The sequence below is a fragment of the Nocardia sp. NPDC050175 genome (assembly GCF_044459885.1).
In the GTDB taxonomy this organism is placed as follows: domain Bacteria; phylum Actinomycetota; class Actinomycetes; order Mycobacteriales; family Mycobacteriaceae; genus Nocardia.
The window spans coordinates 220,114-235,226 of record NZ_JBITJI010000006.1 but is presented as its reverse complement, the minus strand read 5'-3'; the positions used below and the strand labels follow the sequence as shown (position 1 = coordinate 235,226).

Genomic DNA, 15,113 nt, shown 5'->3' with positions numbered 1-15,113 from the left:
AGCGTCACTTTCAGTGTTCGAGCACGTAGGTGCCCGGTGCGGTGGTCAGTGGCGGCAGTTCGGAAGTGCCGAGCGTGGTCGGCGCGTCCTTCTCCGCGCCGCTGCGATCACCAAGCCAGTCGGTGAAGTTCGGCCACCAGGAGCCCTGTTGCTTGTCCTCGCCGTGCAGCCAGGTGGCCGGGTCGGCGGCGTCGGGTGCGCCGATTCGGTAGGAGGCCTTGGGATTTCCCGGCGGGTTCACCAGGGCCGCGATGTGCCCGCTGGTGGAGAGCACGAACCGCAGATCCTTGGCGCCGAGCAGTCGGGCGCTGCGGTAGCAGGACTGCCACGGGGAGATGTGGTCGGCGATCCCGGCCACCACATAGGTGTCCACGGTGAGCGTCGAGAGGTCGACCGGTGTGCCGAGCATGTGGGCCTGGCCCGGCACGGTCAGCGAGTTGTGTACGCCTAGCAGCACCATGTCGCGGTGCAGCGCGGCGGCCATCCGGGTGGTGTCGGCATTCCAGAACAGCACGTCGAACGGTGCGGGATCGCGGCCCTGCAGATAGTTGTTGACCCAGTATCGCCACACCAGATCGGTCGGCCGCAGCCAGGCGAACACCTCGGCCAGCGCTCGCCCATCCAGATAACCCTTGCGGGCCGACAGCGCGATGGCGATCTCCGCGGTCTCCTCGTCGATGGCGGCGGCCGCGAATCCGGCGCGGGTCTGGTCGAGCACGGTCACCATGAGGGTGAGTCCGGCGAGCCGGTCGGCCTGACCGATGGCGGTCAGATGGGCCGCGGTCATCGCCGCGATGATGCCGCCGGAGCAGGACGCCTGCAGGTGGGTACGGTCGGATCCGGTGATCGCCTCGACGGCGTCGAGCGCGTCGATGATCGCCTGCCCGTACGCGTCGAAGCCCCAATCCCGTTGCTCAGCACCAGGATTACGCCAGGAGATGGCGAAGACCTGCTGGCCCTGCCGGAGGAAGTACTCGATCATGCTGCGGCCGGGCGCGATATCCATCACGTAGAACTTGTTGATCACCGGCGGCACCATGAGCAGCGGCACCGTCCGCACCGTCTCGGTCTGCGGCGCGTACTGGATCAGTTCGAACATCTCGGTGCGCAGCACCACCGAACCCGGTGTGGCCGCCACGGTTTCGCCGATCTGGAAGGCATCGGGCCGCACCATCGACGGCACCCGCGGCGACGCGGCCATGTCGGACAGGAAGTGCCGCAGCCCGCGCACCGCGCTGCGACCGCCGGTGTCCACCAGCGCTTTCCACGCCAGCGGGCTCAGTAGGGGATTGTTGCTCGGTGACAGGCCTTCCATCACGTTGTCGAGTACGAACCGCATCCATTCGGCGTCGCGCCAATCCAACTCGGCCTCGGCGAACAGGGCGTCGACAGTGCCGTTGGCGGCCAGGTAGGCCTGCATCGAACGCTTGAACAGCGGGTTGTCCCGCCAGGCCGGATCGTCGAAGCGCCGGTCGCCCTTCACCGGAGCGCGGTCGGAATCGCCGCGGGCGATGGTCGCCAGTTCCCGGCCGAGCGTGCCGACCCGATCGGCGACGGTGCGGGGTTTCCTGGCCAGCGCGAGACCGAGCCTGGTCCACGAGGTGTTCGGCAGCATGCGGCGTCCGACGCCGATGGCCGAACTGGTGAGCAGCAGATCCAGCGGAGCGGCGAGTTCGTCGGCATCATCGATGGTGGTGGTCATGGTGGTTCTCCTCGCGGGCGCGGCGGCGGCCTGACTGCCGGGTGCGCGGCGGCGGTGACACGCGGTACGGCCTTCGATGCCTGCGGCGGCGGTGTCGACGGGCATCGGATCGTCCATGGAGCGCTGGGCGGCGGTGCTGTCGCGCTGCGGTGGAATTCGATGAGGAGAACGGTAGATCCGAATCGGCGGCGTGCCATTGTGCCCGGAGGACGAAGTGCGTGGCGATCTTTGTCCCGGACGGTCAGGGCGCTTCCGGTCGCAGCACCGCCGCGCCGTAGCAATGGCACAGCAGCAGCGCCAGTTCCACGTCGAGCCGGTCCGCGTCGATCGGCCGGCCGCGTCGCGAAATCGCCCTGCCCACCCGGTATTTCACGGAGTTGAAGTGCAGGTCGAGTTCGACGGCGGCGGCCTTGTAGCTGGATCCGGTGCGCAGGAAAACCCGTAGCGTATCGCGCAGTCGCGCGTCGTTCTCGTTGTCGGCGGCCAGGTCGCCGAGGATCTCGTCCACCCACTCCCTGGCCGCGGCGATATTGCCGCCAAGCAGCGCCGCGGCCGCCACGCCGGGATCGTCGGCCGCGATGATCCGTTGCGCGGGAAGCCCGCTCGTCACCGCGACCGACCAGGCGGCCTGGGCCTGCCGGTGCGAGCGCCGGAACCCGGCCAGGCCCGGCGCGGGCTCGCCGATCGCCAGCCACGGTGCGCCCGGGCGGGTTTCGGCGAAGGCCCGGATCGTGGCGACGGTGTCCGGGCGGGCGGCCCGGTACGGCAGCCAGGCCCACCCGCTGCCCTGGTCGGCCGCCACGAACAGCGGATTGGCGCCGGTGCCGACCGCTTCGGCGAGTTCCCGGAGATACCGTTGCAGCAGGCCGAGCAACTGATCGCGCGCCGCGCCGTCCTCTCCGGTATCCGGAAACCACATGACCAGCGCGACGTGCTGCCAGTGCAGCGGGTAGCGGATGGACTCGGTGGCGGCATCCACATCGACGGGCTTGCGACCCACGAGCACCTCGCGCACCCGCAGTGCCCGATTGCTGTTCTGGCTCTCCAGCCACTGCTCGCGTTCGCTCTGATAGATGGCGACGACCTGCTGGGTGATCGAGTCGATGTATTCGAACAGGATGGTGGTGATGGTCTCCACCACGCTGATCCGATCCTCCGGCGGGATGCCGACCGCGCGCAGCTCGGCGAAGACGAAATCGGTCATCCGGCGTTGCCCGAGCCGGTAGGCGCGAATCAGCGCGGTGACCGGAACACCGTGCTGGGCAAGGCGTTTGGCGTACTCGATGGCGGCGGCGGGCGGCTGGATGCGGGCCACCGGAATGTCGTGGCGCAGCGCGTGCAGCAGGGTGTCGACATTGCCCTCGACGCTGGCGCCGAGCAGTTCGACGGTGCGCGAATCGCCACGCAGTTCCGGGATGTCGTCCTCTAGGCCATGTCGCAAGCTCGCGCTGATCTGCGTCACCCGCTCATTGAGGCGGGCGGCGATCCCCGCTACATACGGGCGCACATCGACATCGGCGTCGCGACGAATGCTCGTCACGTCTCCACGGTAGAAGCCGCACGGCCGGTTGGCTGGCGAATCGGTGGTTCTTGTTCCCCGAGGACAACGGGGTCGGCGAAGTTCGTCGGCGCACGACGGAGCCGCGAACGCCCTGGATTTCTACCGTTGTCGGCATTCGCTCGCCCGCTTTCCCGAGGACAGCCCATGAATCTGACAACTCTGCCCGATCGCCGAGCCGACGCGATGCCCACCGCGCCCGCGCTCGCCGATGACACCGTGACACTGGACAACGCCCAGTTCCTGGCGGCCGTGCGCCGAGCCGCCGGCGCGCTGAGCGCCGCGGGCGTCGTCGCCGGTGACGTGGTCGCGGTCATGCTCCCCAATACCGCGGGTTTCGTCGTATCGCTGTTCGCCGCATGGCGACTCGGTGCGGCGGTGACGCCCATCAACCCGTCGCTCACCCCGATCGAGGCGGGCTACCAGATCGCCGACGCGGACGCGAAAGTGCTGATCGCCGAACAGCGCCCGGACTTCACCGCGCCGGTCGAGACCATCATCCCGGTGGCCGACCTCGGCACCGCCGAACCGGGATCCCCGGCTTCCGTCGAGGTCGGCGACGATGCCCTGGCCCTGCTCATCTACACCAGCGGCACCACCGGCCGCCCCAAGGGCGTCATGCTCGATCACGCCAACCTGAACGCCATGTGCGCCATGGTGATCGAGGCGTTCGCGCTCACCGCCGCCGACCGCAGCCTGCTGATCCTGCCGCTGTTCCACGTCAACGGCATTGTGGCCGGGACACTTTCGCCGCTGCTGGCCGGCGGGCAGGCCACGGTGGCCGGGCGGTTCAGCGTGCGGACCTTCTTCGACCGCGTCGAACAGAGTCGCGCCACCTACTTCTCGGCGGTGCCGACCATCTACACCATGCTGTCGGATCTGCCGGACGAGGTGCGGTCCGACACGTCCTCGGTTCGCTTCGCCGTCTGCGGCGCCGCGCCGGCCAGCGTCGAACTGCTCACCAAGTTCGAGAACCGGTACGGCATACCGATCATCGAGGGCTACGGCCTGTCGGAGGGGTCCTGCGCGAGCACGATCAATCCGCTGTACGGCCCGCGCAAGGCGGGCACGGTCGGAATCCCGTTGCCGGGGCAGCGCATTCGGATCGCCGAGCGGGACGGCACCCCGGTCCCCGACGGCGCGGCCGGTGAGGTGCTGGTATCCGGACCGAATGTCATGCGCGGCTACCTCAATCGACCGGACGAGACGGCGCGCACCATCGTGGACGGCTGGCTGCACACCGGTGACGTCGGCCGCGTCGACGAAGACGGCTACCTGGTGCTCGTCGACCGCGCCAAGGACATGATCATCCGCGGCGGCGAGAACATCTACCCCAAGGAAATCGAGACCGTCGTCTACCAGCTGCCCGAGATCGCCGAGGCGGCCGTGGTCGGCCGGGCGCACGCGGTGTACGGCGAGGAGCCGGTGCTCTACGTCTCGCTCAACACCGGCGCCGCGCTCGACACCGAGAAGATCCAGGCGCACGTGCGCGAGGCGCTGTCGAAATACAAGCTCCCCGTTGCCATCACGATTCTCGACGACCTGCCGAAGAACCCCGTCGGCAAGATCGACAAACCCACCCTGCGGCGGGTCGCCGCCGACCAGTCCTGAGTTCCGCCCGCATCGACAAGGAGTAAGACCATGGGATTCACCAAACCCGATCTGCCGCAGGTAGATCCAAAAACGTTCCTGCGTGAGCCACTGATGGAGCGGATGCGCGTGCTCGCCCTGCATTGGGCTGAGCACGGATTCGGCTCACCTCGCATGGTGCACAGCATCTATATCCTCAAGCTGGTGGTGCTGTACGCGCTCGGCGGCATCATCGTCGCCACCGCGACCTCGGATCTGCCTGCCTTCTGGCATGTTTCGCAGTGGTGGGATCAACCGATCGTCTATCAGAAGGCGGTGCTGTGGACGGTGCTGCTGGAGACCGTCGGCATCGCGGGCTCGTGGGGGCCGCTGGCGGGCAAGGTGAAGCCGATGACCGGCGGCATTCTGTTCTGGGCCCGGCCGGGCACCATCAGGTTGCGGCCGTTCAAATGGCTGCCGCTCACCGCGGGCGATCGACGTTCCCCGATCGATGTCGTGCTGTATGTGGCACTGCTGGTCAGTGTCGCGATCCCGCTGTTCGCCCCCGGCGTGCACAGTGCTTCGCTGTCGGAAGCCGTGCCGGACAACGCTTCCGGCCTGGTGCGGCCTGCTTTGCTCATCGCCCCGATCGTGCTGCTCATCCTGAACGGACTGCGCGACAAGACCATCTTCCTCGGCGCCCGCGGCGAGCAGTATCTGCCCGCGCTGATCTTCTTCGCCGCACTGCCGTTCGTGGACATGATCATCGCGCTCAAGCTGCTGATCCTGATCGTCTGGGTCGGTGCGGGTGTCTCGAAGTTCGGCAAGCACTTCTCGCTCGTGGTGCCGCCCATGGTGAGCAACAGCCCGTCCGTGCCGTTCGGCTGGGTCAAGCGGGCGCATTACCGCGACTTCCCGCGCGACCTGCGGCCCTCGCGGGTGGCCGACATCATGGCGCATGTCGGCGGTACCACCATCGAGGTGATCGCGCCGCTGGTGCTGTTCTTCTCGACCAACATCTATCTCACCATCGCCGCGGCGGCGGTGATGGTGATCTTCCACCTGTTCATCGTCTCCACCTTCCCCCTTGCCGTGCCGCTGGAATGGAATGTGCTGTTCGCCTACGCGACGATCTTCCTGTTCCTCGGCTTCCCGAACTGGCACGGCTACGCGCTCACCGACATCTCCTCGCCCTGGTTGGCCGTGCTGCTCATCGCCGCGCTGCTGTTCTTCCCGATCCTGGGCAACTTCCGGCCGGACAAGGTGTCGTTCCTGCCGTCCATGCGGCAGTACGCGGGCAACTGGGCCTCGGCGGTCTGGGCCTTCACGCCCGGCGCGGAGGCCAAGCTGAACAAGGTGACGCGCACCGCCAAGAACCAGGTCGATCAGTTCGTCGAGTTCGGCTACGAACCGGAGTGGGCCGAGGTGACCATGCAGCAGGTCATCGCCTGGCGCACCATGCACAGCCAGGGACGAGGGCTCTTCTCGGTGTTGCTGAAGAACCTCCCCGATATCGACAGCAGGACCGTCCGCGAGGGTGAGTTCCTGTGTAACTCGTTGATCGGCTTCAACTTCGGTGACGGCCATCTGCACAACGCCGATTTCATCGCCGCGGTGCAGCGCGAGGCGCAGTTCGAACCTGGTGAGGCCGTGGTGGTCTGGGTAGAATCACAGGCCTGGGGGAGCAAAATGCAGCATTATCAGGTCATCGACGCGGCGCTCGGTGTGATCGAGCGGGGCACCTGGCGGGTGTCCGACGCGGTCGCGGAGCAGCCATGGCTGCCCAACGGCCCGATCCCGTTGTCGGTCAACTGGACTCGCGCGGCGCGGCAGCAGGTGCGCGGCGAGCAGGAGCACGGACGCGGAGCACTGGCATGACCACCGCGACCGTGGTGGGCGGCGGGCCCAACGGACTCGCCGCCGCGGTGGCCCTGGCCAAAGCCGGGGTGCAGGTGACGGTGCTGGAGGCCGCCGACGAGATCGGCGGCGGGACCCGCACCCGCGAGGCGCTGCTGCCCGGCCTGCTGCACGATCAGTGCTCGGCGACGCATCCGATGGCCGTCGGCTCGCAGTTCCTCAACGAACTCGGGCTCGAGCGTTACGGATTGGCCTGGCGCACTGCGGAAATCGATTGTGTGCACCCGCTCGACGGTGGCCGGGCGGGGGTGCTGCACCAGTCCGTGACCGACACCGCCGTCGGGCTCGGCCGGGACGGCTCCCGGTGGCGGGCGCTGTTCGAGGGGCCTTCGAACCGCTATGACGTACTGGCCGAGGACATCATGCAGCCGTTGCTGCGGCTGCCCCGGCATCCGCTGACGCTGGGCCGGTTCGGTATACCGACCGTCCTGCCCGCTTCCACGCTGGCGCGGATCTTCCGGACCGACGAGGCTCGCGCGCTGTTCGGCGGCGTTGCGGCACATGCCTTTCGGCCGCTGCACACCCCGTTGTCCTCGGCCATCGGGCTCGGCATCCTCACCGCCGGGCATCGGCACGGATGGCCGGTGGCGGCGGGCGGATCGCAGTCGATCACCAACGCGCTCGCCGCGCTGCTCACCGATCTGGGCGGCAAGATCGAGACCGGCACCCGGATCGAGGCCGTCGCTCAGCTGCCCGCCGCCGATGTGACGATGTTCGACCTCGCGCCCGACGCGGTGGCCGGGATTCTCGGTGACCAGTTGCCATCGCGAATTGCCAACGCCTACCGGCGATTCCGACAGGGGCCGGGCGCTTTCAAGGTCGACTTCGCCATCGAGGACGGCGTGCCGTGGACCAATCCGGCGGCGCGCCGGGCCGGGTCGGTGCACGTCGTCGGCGACTATGCCGAATTGGCCGCCGCGGAACGTGACGTGCACGCGGGACGGATGCCGGAACGGCCGTTCGTCCTGGTCGGGCAACAGTATCTGGCCGATCCGCAGCGTTCGGTAGGCAACGTGCACCCGCTGTGGACCTACGCGCACGTGCCGAACGGGTACACGGGTGACGCGACGGACGCGATCACCACGCAGATCGAACGGTTCGCGCCCGGTTTCCGCGAGCGCATCGTCGGCTACACCGTCCGCAGCACCACCCAGATGGCCGCGTACAACCCCAACTATGTCGGCGGGGACATCATGACCGGGTCGAAGGACATCCGGCAGCTGGTGTTCGGTCCGCGAATCACGCTGTCGCCGTACAGCATCGGCGTGCCCGGCAGGTACATCTGCTCGGCGGCCACCCCGCCGGGACCCGGCGCGCACGGTATGTGCGGCGCCAATGCGGCCGCGGCCGCGCTCGATCACCTGCGTCGCTGATCGCAACCGATTCGCCGATGAGCTGCGCAAGATCACCGCGCCGCACGGTGCGTCCGTGTCGGCGCATCGCGGCAACGTCGGCTCCGCCGAGGACTGCCGTCGCACCATCGCCGAGGTCATCGAAGCCCATGGGCGACTGGATATTCTGGTCAACAACGCGGGCATCACCACGGACAAGGAGGCCGCCGCCGCGGTCTCCGATCGTGGCATTGTGGACTGGGTGAGCACATTGCCCTTTGCCACTGACAACGATTTTCGCGTTTGGCGATACGGGGTCGGACACAGTGAATTATTGTTGCGCAGCCTCGGCTTTGGGGGTTTCGAGTGTCGCGACGAGATCTGTTTCGAAGGCGTGGAGCGGATGGAACTGGACTCGCGCTTTACCGGTGGGTTGACCATCACGCCCGTGTCCAGCCACGGTGACTTGGATGACGGTGCCGCTATGCCTTTGTTGCTGTTGGAGCTGGTGGGTGGCGCGTTCGGGGCTGGTTTCGTCGCGTGTAGCAAGGTCACCGCTCGGCGCTTCCAGCGGGAAGGTGATGGCGTCGGGTGCGGCAGCGTGCTGTTCTCGGAGAATGCCGGTGACTCGGTGCACGGCGTCGGTGGCCTACCTCCCGGACCCGGTGCGCCGGCTTTCGGTCTACCGGTGCTACGCAGGTTCGCGCCGGAAAAGCGCACGACAGCGCGGTTCCCGCCGCCGCGGACCGGTGGAGGTCACGGGCAGGTTGCCGGCGACGACGATGAGGCTCGTGGCTAGATTTCAAGCACCGTCAGCGGCTGATGGCGACGTAGAAGGCTTCGGTTACTTGGTGTTGGGTTAGGGGGCCGCGTTCGCCGCCTAGTTGGACGGTCCAGCCGGTGGGTTGTTGGGTGATGGCGGGGCCGGTTGGTGGGGCCCAGATTGCTTGGAAGCCGTTGCCGGGGCAGAAGTAGTAGCCGACGTAGGTGGGGTTGGCTTCGGGGGTGGACCAGGAGCCGCCGTTGCGGAGGCGGCATTTGGTGCCGTTGTCGAGGATGAGGGCGATCGGCTGGGGGGTTTGGGGGGCGTGGACGACGCCGGTTCGCACGGTGGTGGTGGCGTAGCGGGTCAGGTGGTTGGTGAAGGGGTCTATCAGGCACAGTGCTGTTGGTCTGTTCGGCACTGTTACGCAGCTGTCGGCTGCGGCGGCGGTGGGGGCGCAGCTGAGGATGTTGTCTGTGGTCGCGCTGGGGGAGGGTTCGTTGTAGGAGCAATCGATGGGTGGGGATCCGGCCTTGTCGTCGACCTCCCAGCCTGTGGTTGGTGCTCCTTGGGCGTCAAAAGGGGTGAGGGTGGTGATCTTTGGGGTGTTGGATCGGGCGTCGACTTGTTTGCCCAGTGAATCGGGCACGGCAGTGGTGCTCGTAGCGGTCGCTGTCGACGGAGTGTCGCTGCGCGGCAAGAGCACTATGAGGGCTACTGCAGCCGCGAAGACAATTGCGCTGATCACCAGCATCCATCGGACCGTCCGAGTCATCAACGTCTCCTAGATGGCCGACTTCGGAAAAAACAGGCTTCAAGTGTGTACTCCTCGGTGGGAGTTTCGGGTCGGATATTTGGACGACACCGAATCAGTGTCGATCGGCGCCGACTGGGTATCGCGAAGGCGTGACTTTTGATCTGACACCGACCGCGGCGCAGCATGACCTGGCCAAGCGGGCGCATGGGTTTGCGGAAGACTGCATCCGGCCGGTGGCGGCCCATTATGACCGGGCACAGGAGTTTCCGTGGCCGGTGTTGGAGGAGGCGGCTGAGCGCGGGTTCTATAGCCCGTTGTTTTATCGCGACCTGATCGGTGATCCGTCGGGCTTGTCGTTGCCGATGTTCATGGAGGAGTTGTTCTGGGGGTGTGCGGGGATCGGGCTGGCGATTGTGATGCCCGCGTTGGCTTTGTCGGCGATCGGACAGGCGGCGACACCGGAGCAGATGTTGCAGTGGGCGCCTGAATGTTTCGGCACGCCTGGGGACTTGAAGCTTGCGGCGCTTGCCATCTCGGAACCCGAGGGCGGTAGCGACGTGCGCAATCTGCGTACCCGGGCGGTCCGGGATGGTGACGACTGGGTGATCGACGGTCACAAGATGTGGATCGGCAATGGTGGTATCGCCAATGTGCATGTGGTGAACGCGGTGGTGGATGAGGAGCTTGGGCATCGGGGGCAAGCGTTGTTCGTGGTGCCGGGGGGTACGCCCGGGTTGGAGCTGGTGCGCAAGCTCGACAAGATGGGTTGTCGCGCCTCGCATACGGCGGAGTTGAAATTCAACAGCGTGCGCGTACCGGCGGAGAATCTGCTCGGGGGAGTGGACAAGCTCGAGCATGCACTGGCCAAGCGGCGGGAGGCGGCGCGTAGCGGTGGTCGGTCGGGTTCGGTGACGTTGGGGACGTTCGAGCAGACGCGTCCGATGGTTGCCGCACAGGCGCTCGGAATCGCCAGGGCCGCTTTGGAATACATGACCACCTACGCGAACCACCGCGAGGCCTTCGGTGCGCCGATCATCGACAATCAGGGCATCGCCTTCCCGATCGCGGACCTGGCCACCCAGATCGATGGCGCGCGGCTGCTGACGTGGCGCGCCTCCTGGATGGCGGCCAGCGGTGTGCCGTTCGAGCGCGGCGAGGGATCGATGGCGAAGCTGGCGGCCAGCGAGGTGGCGGTGAAAGCCACCGAACGCGCGATCCAAACGCTGGGTGGCTGGGGATACATCACCGACCATCCGGTGGAGAAGTGGTATCGAGATGCGAAGCTGTACACCATCTTCGAGGGCACCAGCGAGATCCAGCGTGTCGTCATCTCCCATGCGCTCGGCGCGGCCGAGGGCAGGCCGCCGCTGCACGTCGATCTGGAGCCGTCGGGTGGCCCGCTGAACAAGATGTTCGGCCGCGGCACCGAGGTACGCAGTAAGGCCGCGGCGGCGGCGCTGGATATGCGCGATCGTGTGCCCGGCCCGATCATGAAGGCCGCGTTGAAGATACTTCGCCCACCCCGCTGAACCGCCGCGGCGGGCCATTCCGTGCAGACATGCACCGTCTGCATTGTTGCCGGAACCGCCAGATCCTGAACAAGATTCGCCGAACCCGGATGCCCCTGGTGGGGGGTTTTCGGTGATTGTCTCCGCGCGTAGCGTCGCAAGGCGCGATGATCGGGTGGATTCGATCGAATGGTGAGGACACCATGGACTCTGCGCTGGTTTCTGTCGGGCTGCCCGTGGTTTTGGTAGTAATCATGTTCGGCCTCGGACTTTCGCTCACTGTCCACGACTTCACGCGAATCGCGAAAAGCCCCAAGGCGGTCGCCATCGCGTTGGGGTGTCAGCTGGTGGTGTTGCCACTGGCCGCCTTCGGTCTGGTCCTGCTGTTCGATCCGTCGCCGCTGCTCGCGATCGGGGTGATGCTGCTCGCGGCGTCGCCCGGTGGGACTGCGGCGAATCTGTTCAGCCATCTGTTCCACGGCGACGTCGCACTCAATGTGTCGCTCACCGCGGTCAATTCGGTGATCGCGGTCGGCACTGTACCGGTGATCACGAACCTCGCCATCGACTACTTCGACCCTGACGGCGCGGCCGCGGTGGGATTGCAGTTCGGCAAGGTCGTTCAGGTGTTCTCGATCGTGTTGATCCCGGTGGCGCTCGGCATGCTGGTGCGCCGGTGGTCGCCGACCTTCGCGGATCGAATGGACCGTCCCGTACGCATCGGCTCCGCGCTCACCCTGACCCTCGTGATCACCGCGACGATGGTCGACCAGCGCGCCGACATCATCCCGTACATCCGGGCGGTCGGGATCGCCATGATCCTGTTCTGTCTGATCAGCCTGACCGTCGGTTACGTCGTGCCCCGCGTGCTCGGCGTCGAAGGCCGCCAGGCGATCGCCTGCTCGATGGAAGTCGGCATCCACAACGGCGTCATCGCCATCACGATCGCCATCAGCGTGTTGGACAGCACCGAAATGGCCATACCCGCAGCGGTTTACGGGGTCGCGATCTTCCCCCTGGCCGCAGGCTTCGGCTGGCTGGTCGCCCGGCGCCAAGCGCGAGACGATGCGGTCGAGACACGGCCCTCAGTAGAACCTTCGGCGCACCAGCCGGTTTCGAGCCGCCGCACCGAGGACGACTCGAAACCGTCGAGCTGAAACCGGCTCTCACGAGGATCAGTCGCGATTACGGCTTTCCCGCCCCGGAGAGCTCGAAGGCTTCGGGTTCGGGGTGTCGAGTCGCACGCCAGTAACTCGTGCCGGTGCCCGGCCAGGACTGCCGATTGCGGCCGGTGTGGTCGAGGAACCAGCTGTGGCAGCCGCCGGTCACCCAGACGGATCTGGTGAGTTTGCTTTGCACCCAGTGGTTGAAAGTGCGCTGCACACCGTCGTTCACCTCGAACCGGGTCGAACCGCTCTTGTCCATCATGCGCAGACATTGCGCGATGTAGCGGACCTGGGCTTCGATCATGAACAGGATCGAGACCGCGCCGCCGCCGGAGTTCGGGCCCATGATCATGAAGAAGTTCGGGAAACCCGCGACCGTCATGCCGAGGTAGGCCTCGGTGCCATCGCGCCAGGCCTCCTGGATGGTGAGTCCGTCCCGGCCGACGATGTGCTCTGTGGCGCAACGGTTGTCGGTGGCGAAGCCGGTGCCGAGAATGACCACATCTACTTCGTGCAGTTCGCCGTCCGCGGTGCGGATGGCGGATTCGGTGAACTCGTCGATGTCGGCGGTCACCAGGTCGACATCGGGTCGCTGCAGGGCCGGATAGAAATCGCTGGAGAACAGGATGCGCTTGCAGCCGAAAGTGTAGGTGGGGGTGAGCTTTTCGCGCAGTTCCGGATCGGGCACCTGCTTGCGCAGATGATGCAGCGACAGCCGTTTGAGCAGGAAGTTCAACCGCGGATGGAAGTAGCCGAAGACCGGCGCCTCGTGCATCAAGAACGAGCCGGTGCGGTAGATCCGCATCAGGCCGGGGAACGCCTTGAACAGGCGCAGCTCGACGTTGCTGACGGGACGGTCCATTTTCGGCAGCACCCAGTGCGGATTGCGCTGGAACACCGCGACATGTGCTGCGGCATCGGCGATCTGGGGCGCGAGCTGCATGCCGCTGGCACCGGTGCCGATCACCGCGACCCGTTTGCCGGTGAGATCCACCGAGTGATCCCATTGGGCGGAGTGGAACACGGTGCCGGTGAAGCTGTCGCGTCCCTTGAAATCCGGGATGTAGGGCTTGTGCAGTGCGCCGTGCGCGGCGACCACGGTGCGCGGCCGATATTCGTCGCCGTCCGCGGTACGCACCACCCACCGGTCACTGGCGGCCTCGAATTCGTACGACACTACCTCGGATTGGAACCGGATATACGGTTCGAGCTCGTAGTCCTTCACGACGCGCCGGATGTAATCGAGTATCTCCGGCTGGCCGGCATACAGCCTGCTCCAGTCGGTGTTCGGCGCGAACGAATACGAATACATCATCGACATGACGTCGCAACCGCATCCGGGATAGGTGTTGTCGCGCCAGACCCCGCCGACGCCGTCGGCCTTCTCCAGCACGACGAAATTGCGTTCGCCCGTTTCCAGCAACTTGATTGCCATCCCGACACCGGCCAATCCGGTGCCGACGATGAGAACGTTCGGATGCGCCGGGCTCACCGGATCGATGGATGCCATTGTTCCCCTTCACGTGCTGCCGACTCCGACAACGGCATCGATGCCGACGATAGAACCGACACGATTACACCACAGGGGAGCGCATGACGTACAGAAAAATGTTCATGCAGTGAAGCTATGCGTAGGCGCGCGTACCTTGGGCAGCAGTGACGGTGGTCGTGTGCAGCAGCACCTTCGCGGGCTGCCACAGCCGAAGCATCGTCTGCTCGTCGGGCAGGTCGGCGCCCCGTGCGGCGGGCTCTCCGGTCGGTTCACCACCGCCGTCGGTGAGCCGCTGCGCCGCCATGACCAGTTCGGCGACCATGCGCAGGTGTTCCTGGTCGTCCTCGTCGACCGTCGTCTCGATCAACTCGTCGACCGTGGTCGGCAGCGGCAGCACGTATCTGGCCACGATCTCGGCCGCATCGTGGATCTCCATCCGCCTGCGGTGCAGCCGCTCCTGCGGTGAAACGTTCCAGCTGTCCGCCCGTTTCAGCTGGAACACCACCTGGGGTGCGGCGGACGTCAAGTCCCGCCAGATCGGATAAATCCTGCGCGCGGCACGTGATTCGCCATCAAGCCGCAGCAGCTGCACGACGGCCTGGGTCGAGGACGGGATGAACACCGTGACCAGGGCGACGAAGATGAACAGCCCCGGCTCACCCGAGGCGAAGCCATCGGACACGGTGTTGTAAATGCTGTACGTGAATTGGTTGCCCGCGCCCGCGAAGTCCAGGATCGCGGATACCGCCATCAAGCAGACGGGCAGCGAGCTGGCGATGCCGAAACAGACCAGGGTGGCCACCGTGATGCGCTCCCACAGCGTGGTCGTCCGCCACACCGTGCCCCTGATCTTCAAAACATAGTAATAGCACGAAACCAGCACTGGCAGAGCCGAATACAACGCGATGTAGATGCCGTACCGCCATCCGCCGTACTCGGCGATGGACGCCATGCCGTGTGCCCGGGCCGGCGCGCTGAGCACCACGAAGGCCAAGCCGATGGCCGCCGACAGTCCGAGCACCATCCGGAACTGGATGCGGTAACGCACCGGGCCGTTCTCGTGCAGCAGGGCCATCCCGAGTCCGAACGCCCAGGCGGTGACGGTGAGCCAGTGCCAGGTGTCGAACACGGTGGGCAGGCCGCCGGGGATGACCCTGGCCACGTGCCGGGCGAAGACCGGTTCGCGCAGGAAGGCGGCCGCCGCGTCGAAGCCGAGCAGGGTGTTGATCAGGCGGCCGAAAATGGACGTGTGCAGGGTCAACGCGAGCCGGATCAGCGTGATGACAACGATGAAGACCGTCGCGGAGATGGTGAGCCCGGCGGGCATGTGGTCATGCGGCCACATGGGCG

At 66.4% G+C, this 15,113-nt stretch carries 11 protein-coding genes; 6 read left to right on the top strand and 5 right to left on the bottom strand.

The features are described 5' to 3' along the window. Positions 1–10 precede the first annotated feature (10 nt). The gene (locus ACIBK2_RS21995) at positions 11–1,702 is read right to left on the bottom strand and encodes a PHA/PHB synthase family protein (RefSeq protein WP_396969929.1); all 1,692 of its coding nucleotides are present in this window, start codon (positions 1,700–1,702) and stop codon (positions 11–13) included. 241 nt (positions 1,703–1,943) lie between these two features. Then, positions 1,944–3,242, bottom strand: a complete 1,299-nt coding sequence (locus ACIBK2_RS21990) for a PucR family transcriptional regulator (RefSeq protein WP_396969407.1) — start codon at positions 3,240–3,242, stop codon at positions 1,944–1,946. A gap of 165 nt (positions 3,243–3,407) precedes the next feature. Between ACIBK2_RS21990 and ACIBK2_RS21985 the strand changes: the two genes are divergently transcribed. The 4 genes from ACIBK2_RS21985 to ACIBK2_RS21970 are packed head-to-tail and all read left to right on the top strand — an operon-like array spanning position 3,408 to position 8,876. Continuing rightward, the gene (locus tag ACIBK2_RS21985; RefSeq protein ID WP_396969406.1) at positions 3,408–4,871 is read left to right on the top strand and encodes a class I adenylate-forming enzyme family protein; all 1,464 of its coding nucleotides are present in this window, start codon (positions 3,408–3,410) and stop codon (positions 4,869–4,871) included. 30 nt (positions 4,872–4,901) lie between these two features. After that, positions 4,902–6,707, top strand: coding sequence for a DUF3556 domain-containing protein (locus tag ACIBK2_RS21980; protein ID WP_396969405.1), 1,806 nt, complete (start codon positions 4,902–4,904; stop codon positions 6,705–6,707). After that, on the top strand, positions 6,704–8,119 hold the full coding sequence (locus ACIBK2_RS21975) for a phytoene desaturase family protein (RefSeq protein WP_396969404.1): 1,416 nt from the start codon (positions 6,704–6,706) through the stop codon (positions 8,117–8,119). Before ACIBK2_RS21980 ends, ACIBK2_RS21975 begins: the two co-directional genes overlap by 4 nt. A gap of 55 nt (positions 8,120–8,174) precedes the next feature. Next, a complete protein-coding gene (locus ACIBK2_RS21970; protein WP_396969403.1) occupies positions 8,175–8,876 on the top strand; it encodes an SDR family NAD(P)-dependent oxidoreductase in 702 nt (233 codons plus the stop codon). Positions 8,877–8,889: 13 nt separating this feature from the next. Here ACIBK2_RS21970 and ACIBK2_RS21965 read toward each other — a convergent pair whose 3' ends face one another. Next, positions 8,890–9,615: a hypothetical protein gene (locus tag ACIBK2_RS21965; protein ID WP_396969402.1), complete on the bottom strand. Its 726-nt coding sequence runs from the start codon at positions 9,613–9,615 to the stop codon at positions 8,890–8,892. A gap of 131 nt (positions 9,616–9,746) precedes the next feature. Here ACIBK2_RS21965 and ACIBK2_RS21960 point away from each other — a divergent pair, with 131 nt between their 5' ends. Both ACIBK2_RS21960 and ACIBK2_RS21955 read left to right on the top strand, forming a co-directional pair. Further along, entirely contained in the window at positions 9,747–11,126 is a 1,380-nt protein-coding gene (locus tag ACIBK2_RS21960; RefSeq protein WP_396969401.1) for an acyl-CoA dehydrogenase family protein, read from the top strand. Between the two features lie 182 nt (positions 11,127–11,308). Continuing rightward, complete coding sequence (locus ACIBK2_RS21955) at positions 11,309–12,262, top strand: bile acid:sodium symporter family protein (protein ID WP_396969400.1); 954 nt, start codon at positions 11,309–11,311, stop codon at positions 12,260–12,262. 28 nt (positions 12,263–12,290) lie between these two features. Here the strand turns inward: ACIBK2_RS21955 and ACIBK2_RS21950 are convergent, their stop codons facing one another. Continuing rightward, a complete protein-coding gene (locus tag ACIBK2_RS21950; RefSeq protein ID WP_396969399.1) occupies positions 12,291–13,781 on the bottom strand; it encodes a flavin-containing monooxygenase in 1,491 nt (496 codons plus the stop codon). A gap of 115 nt (positions 13,782–13,896) precedes the next feature. Further along, positions 13,897–15,108 carry a DUF6545 domain-containing protein gene (locus ACIBK2_RS21945; RefSeq protein ID WP_396969398.1) on the bottom strand — a complete coding sequence of 404 codons (1,212 nt, stop codon included), beginning with the start codon at positions 15,106–15,108 and terminating at the stop codon, positions 13,897–13,899. Between the last annotated feature and the right edge of the window lie 5 nt (positions 15,109–15,113).

Excerpts from the sequence above, each read along its gene's own strand:
- ACIBK2_RS21945 (WP_396969398.1), bottom strand. The coding sequence starts at position 15,108 with ATGTGGCCGCATGACCACATGCCCGCCGGGCTCACCATCTCCGCGACG.
- ACIBK2_RS21980 (WP_396969405.1), top strand. The coding sequence starts at position 4,902 with ATGGGATTCACCAAACCCGATCTGCCGCAGGTAGATCCAAAAACGTTC.
- ACIBK2_RS21995 (WP_396969929.1), bottom strand. The coding sequence starts at position 1,702 with ATGACCACCACCATCGATGATGCCGACGAACTCGCCGCTCCGCTGGAT.
- ACIBK2_RS21985 (WP_396969406.1), top strand. The coding sequence starts at position 3,408 with ATGAATCTGACAACTCTGCCCGATCGCCGAGCCGACGCGATGCCCACC.
- ACIBK2_RS21975 (WP_396969404.1), top strand. The coding sequence starts at position 6,704 with ATGACCACCGCGACCGTGGTGGGCGGCGGGCCCAACGGACTCGCCGCC.
- ACIBK2_RS21950 (WP_396969399.1), bottom strand. The coding sequence starts at position 13,781 with ATGGCATCCATCGATCCGGTGAGCCCGGCGCATCCGAACGTTCTCATC.
- ACIBK2_RS21955 (WP_396969400.1), top strand. The coding sequence starts at position 11,309 with ATGGACTCTGCGCTGGTTTCTGTCGGGCTGCCCGTGGTTTTGGTAGTA.
- ACIBK2_RS21965 (WP_396969402.1), bottom strand. The coding sequence starts at position 9,615 with ATGACTCGGACGGTCCGATGGATGCTGGTGATCAGCGCAATTGTCTTC.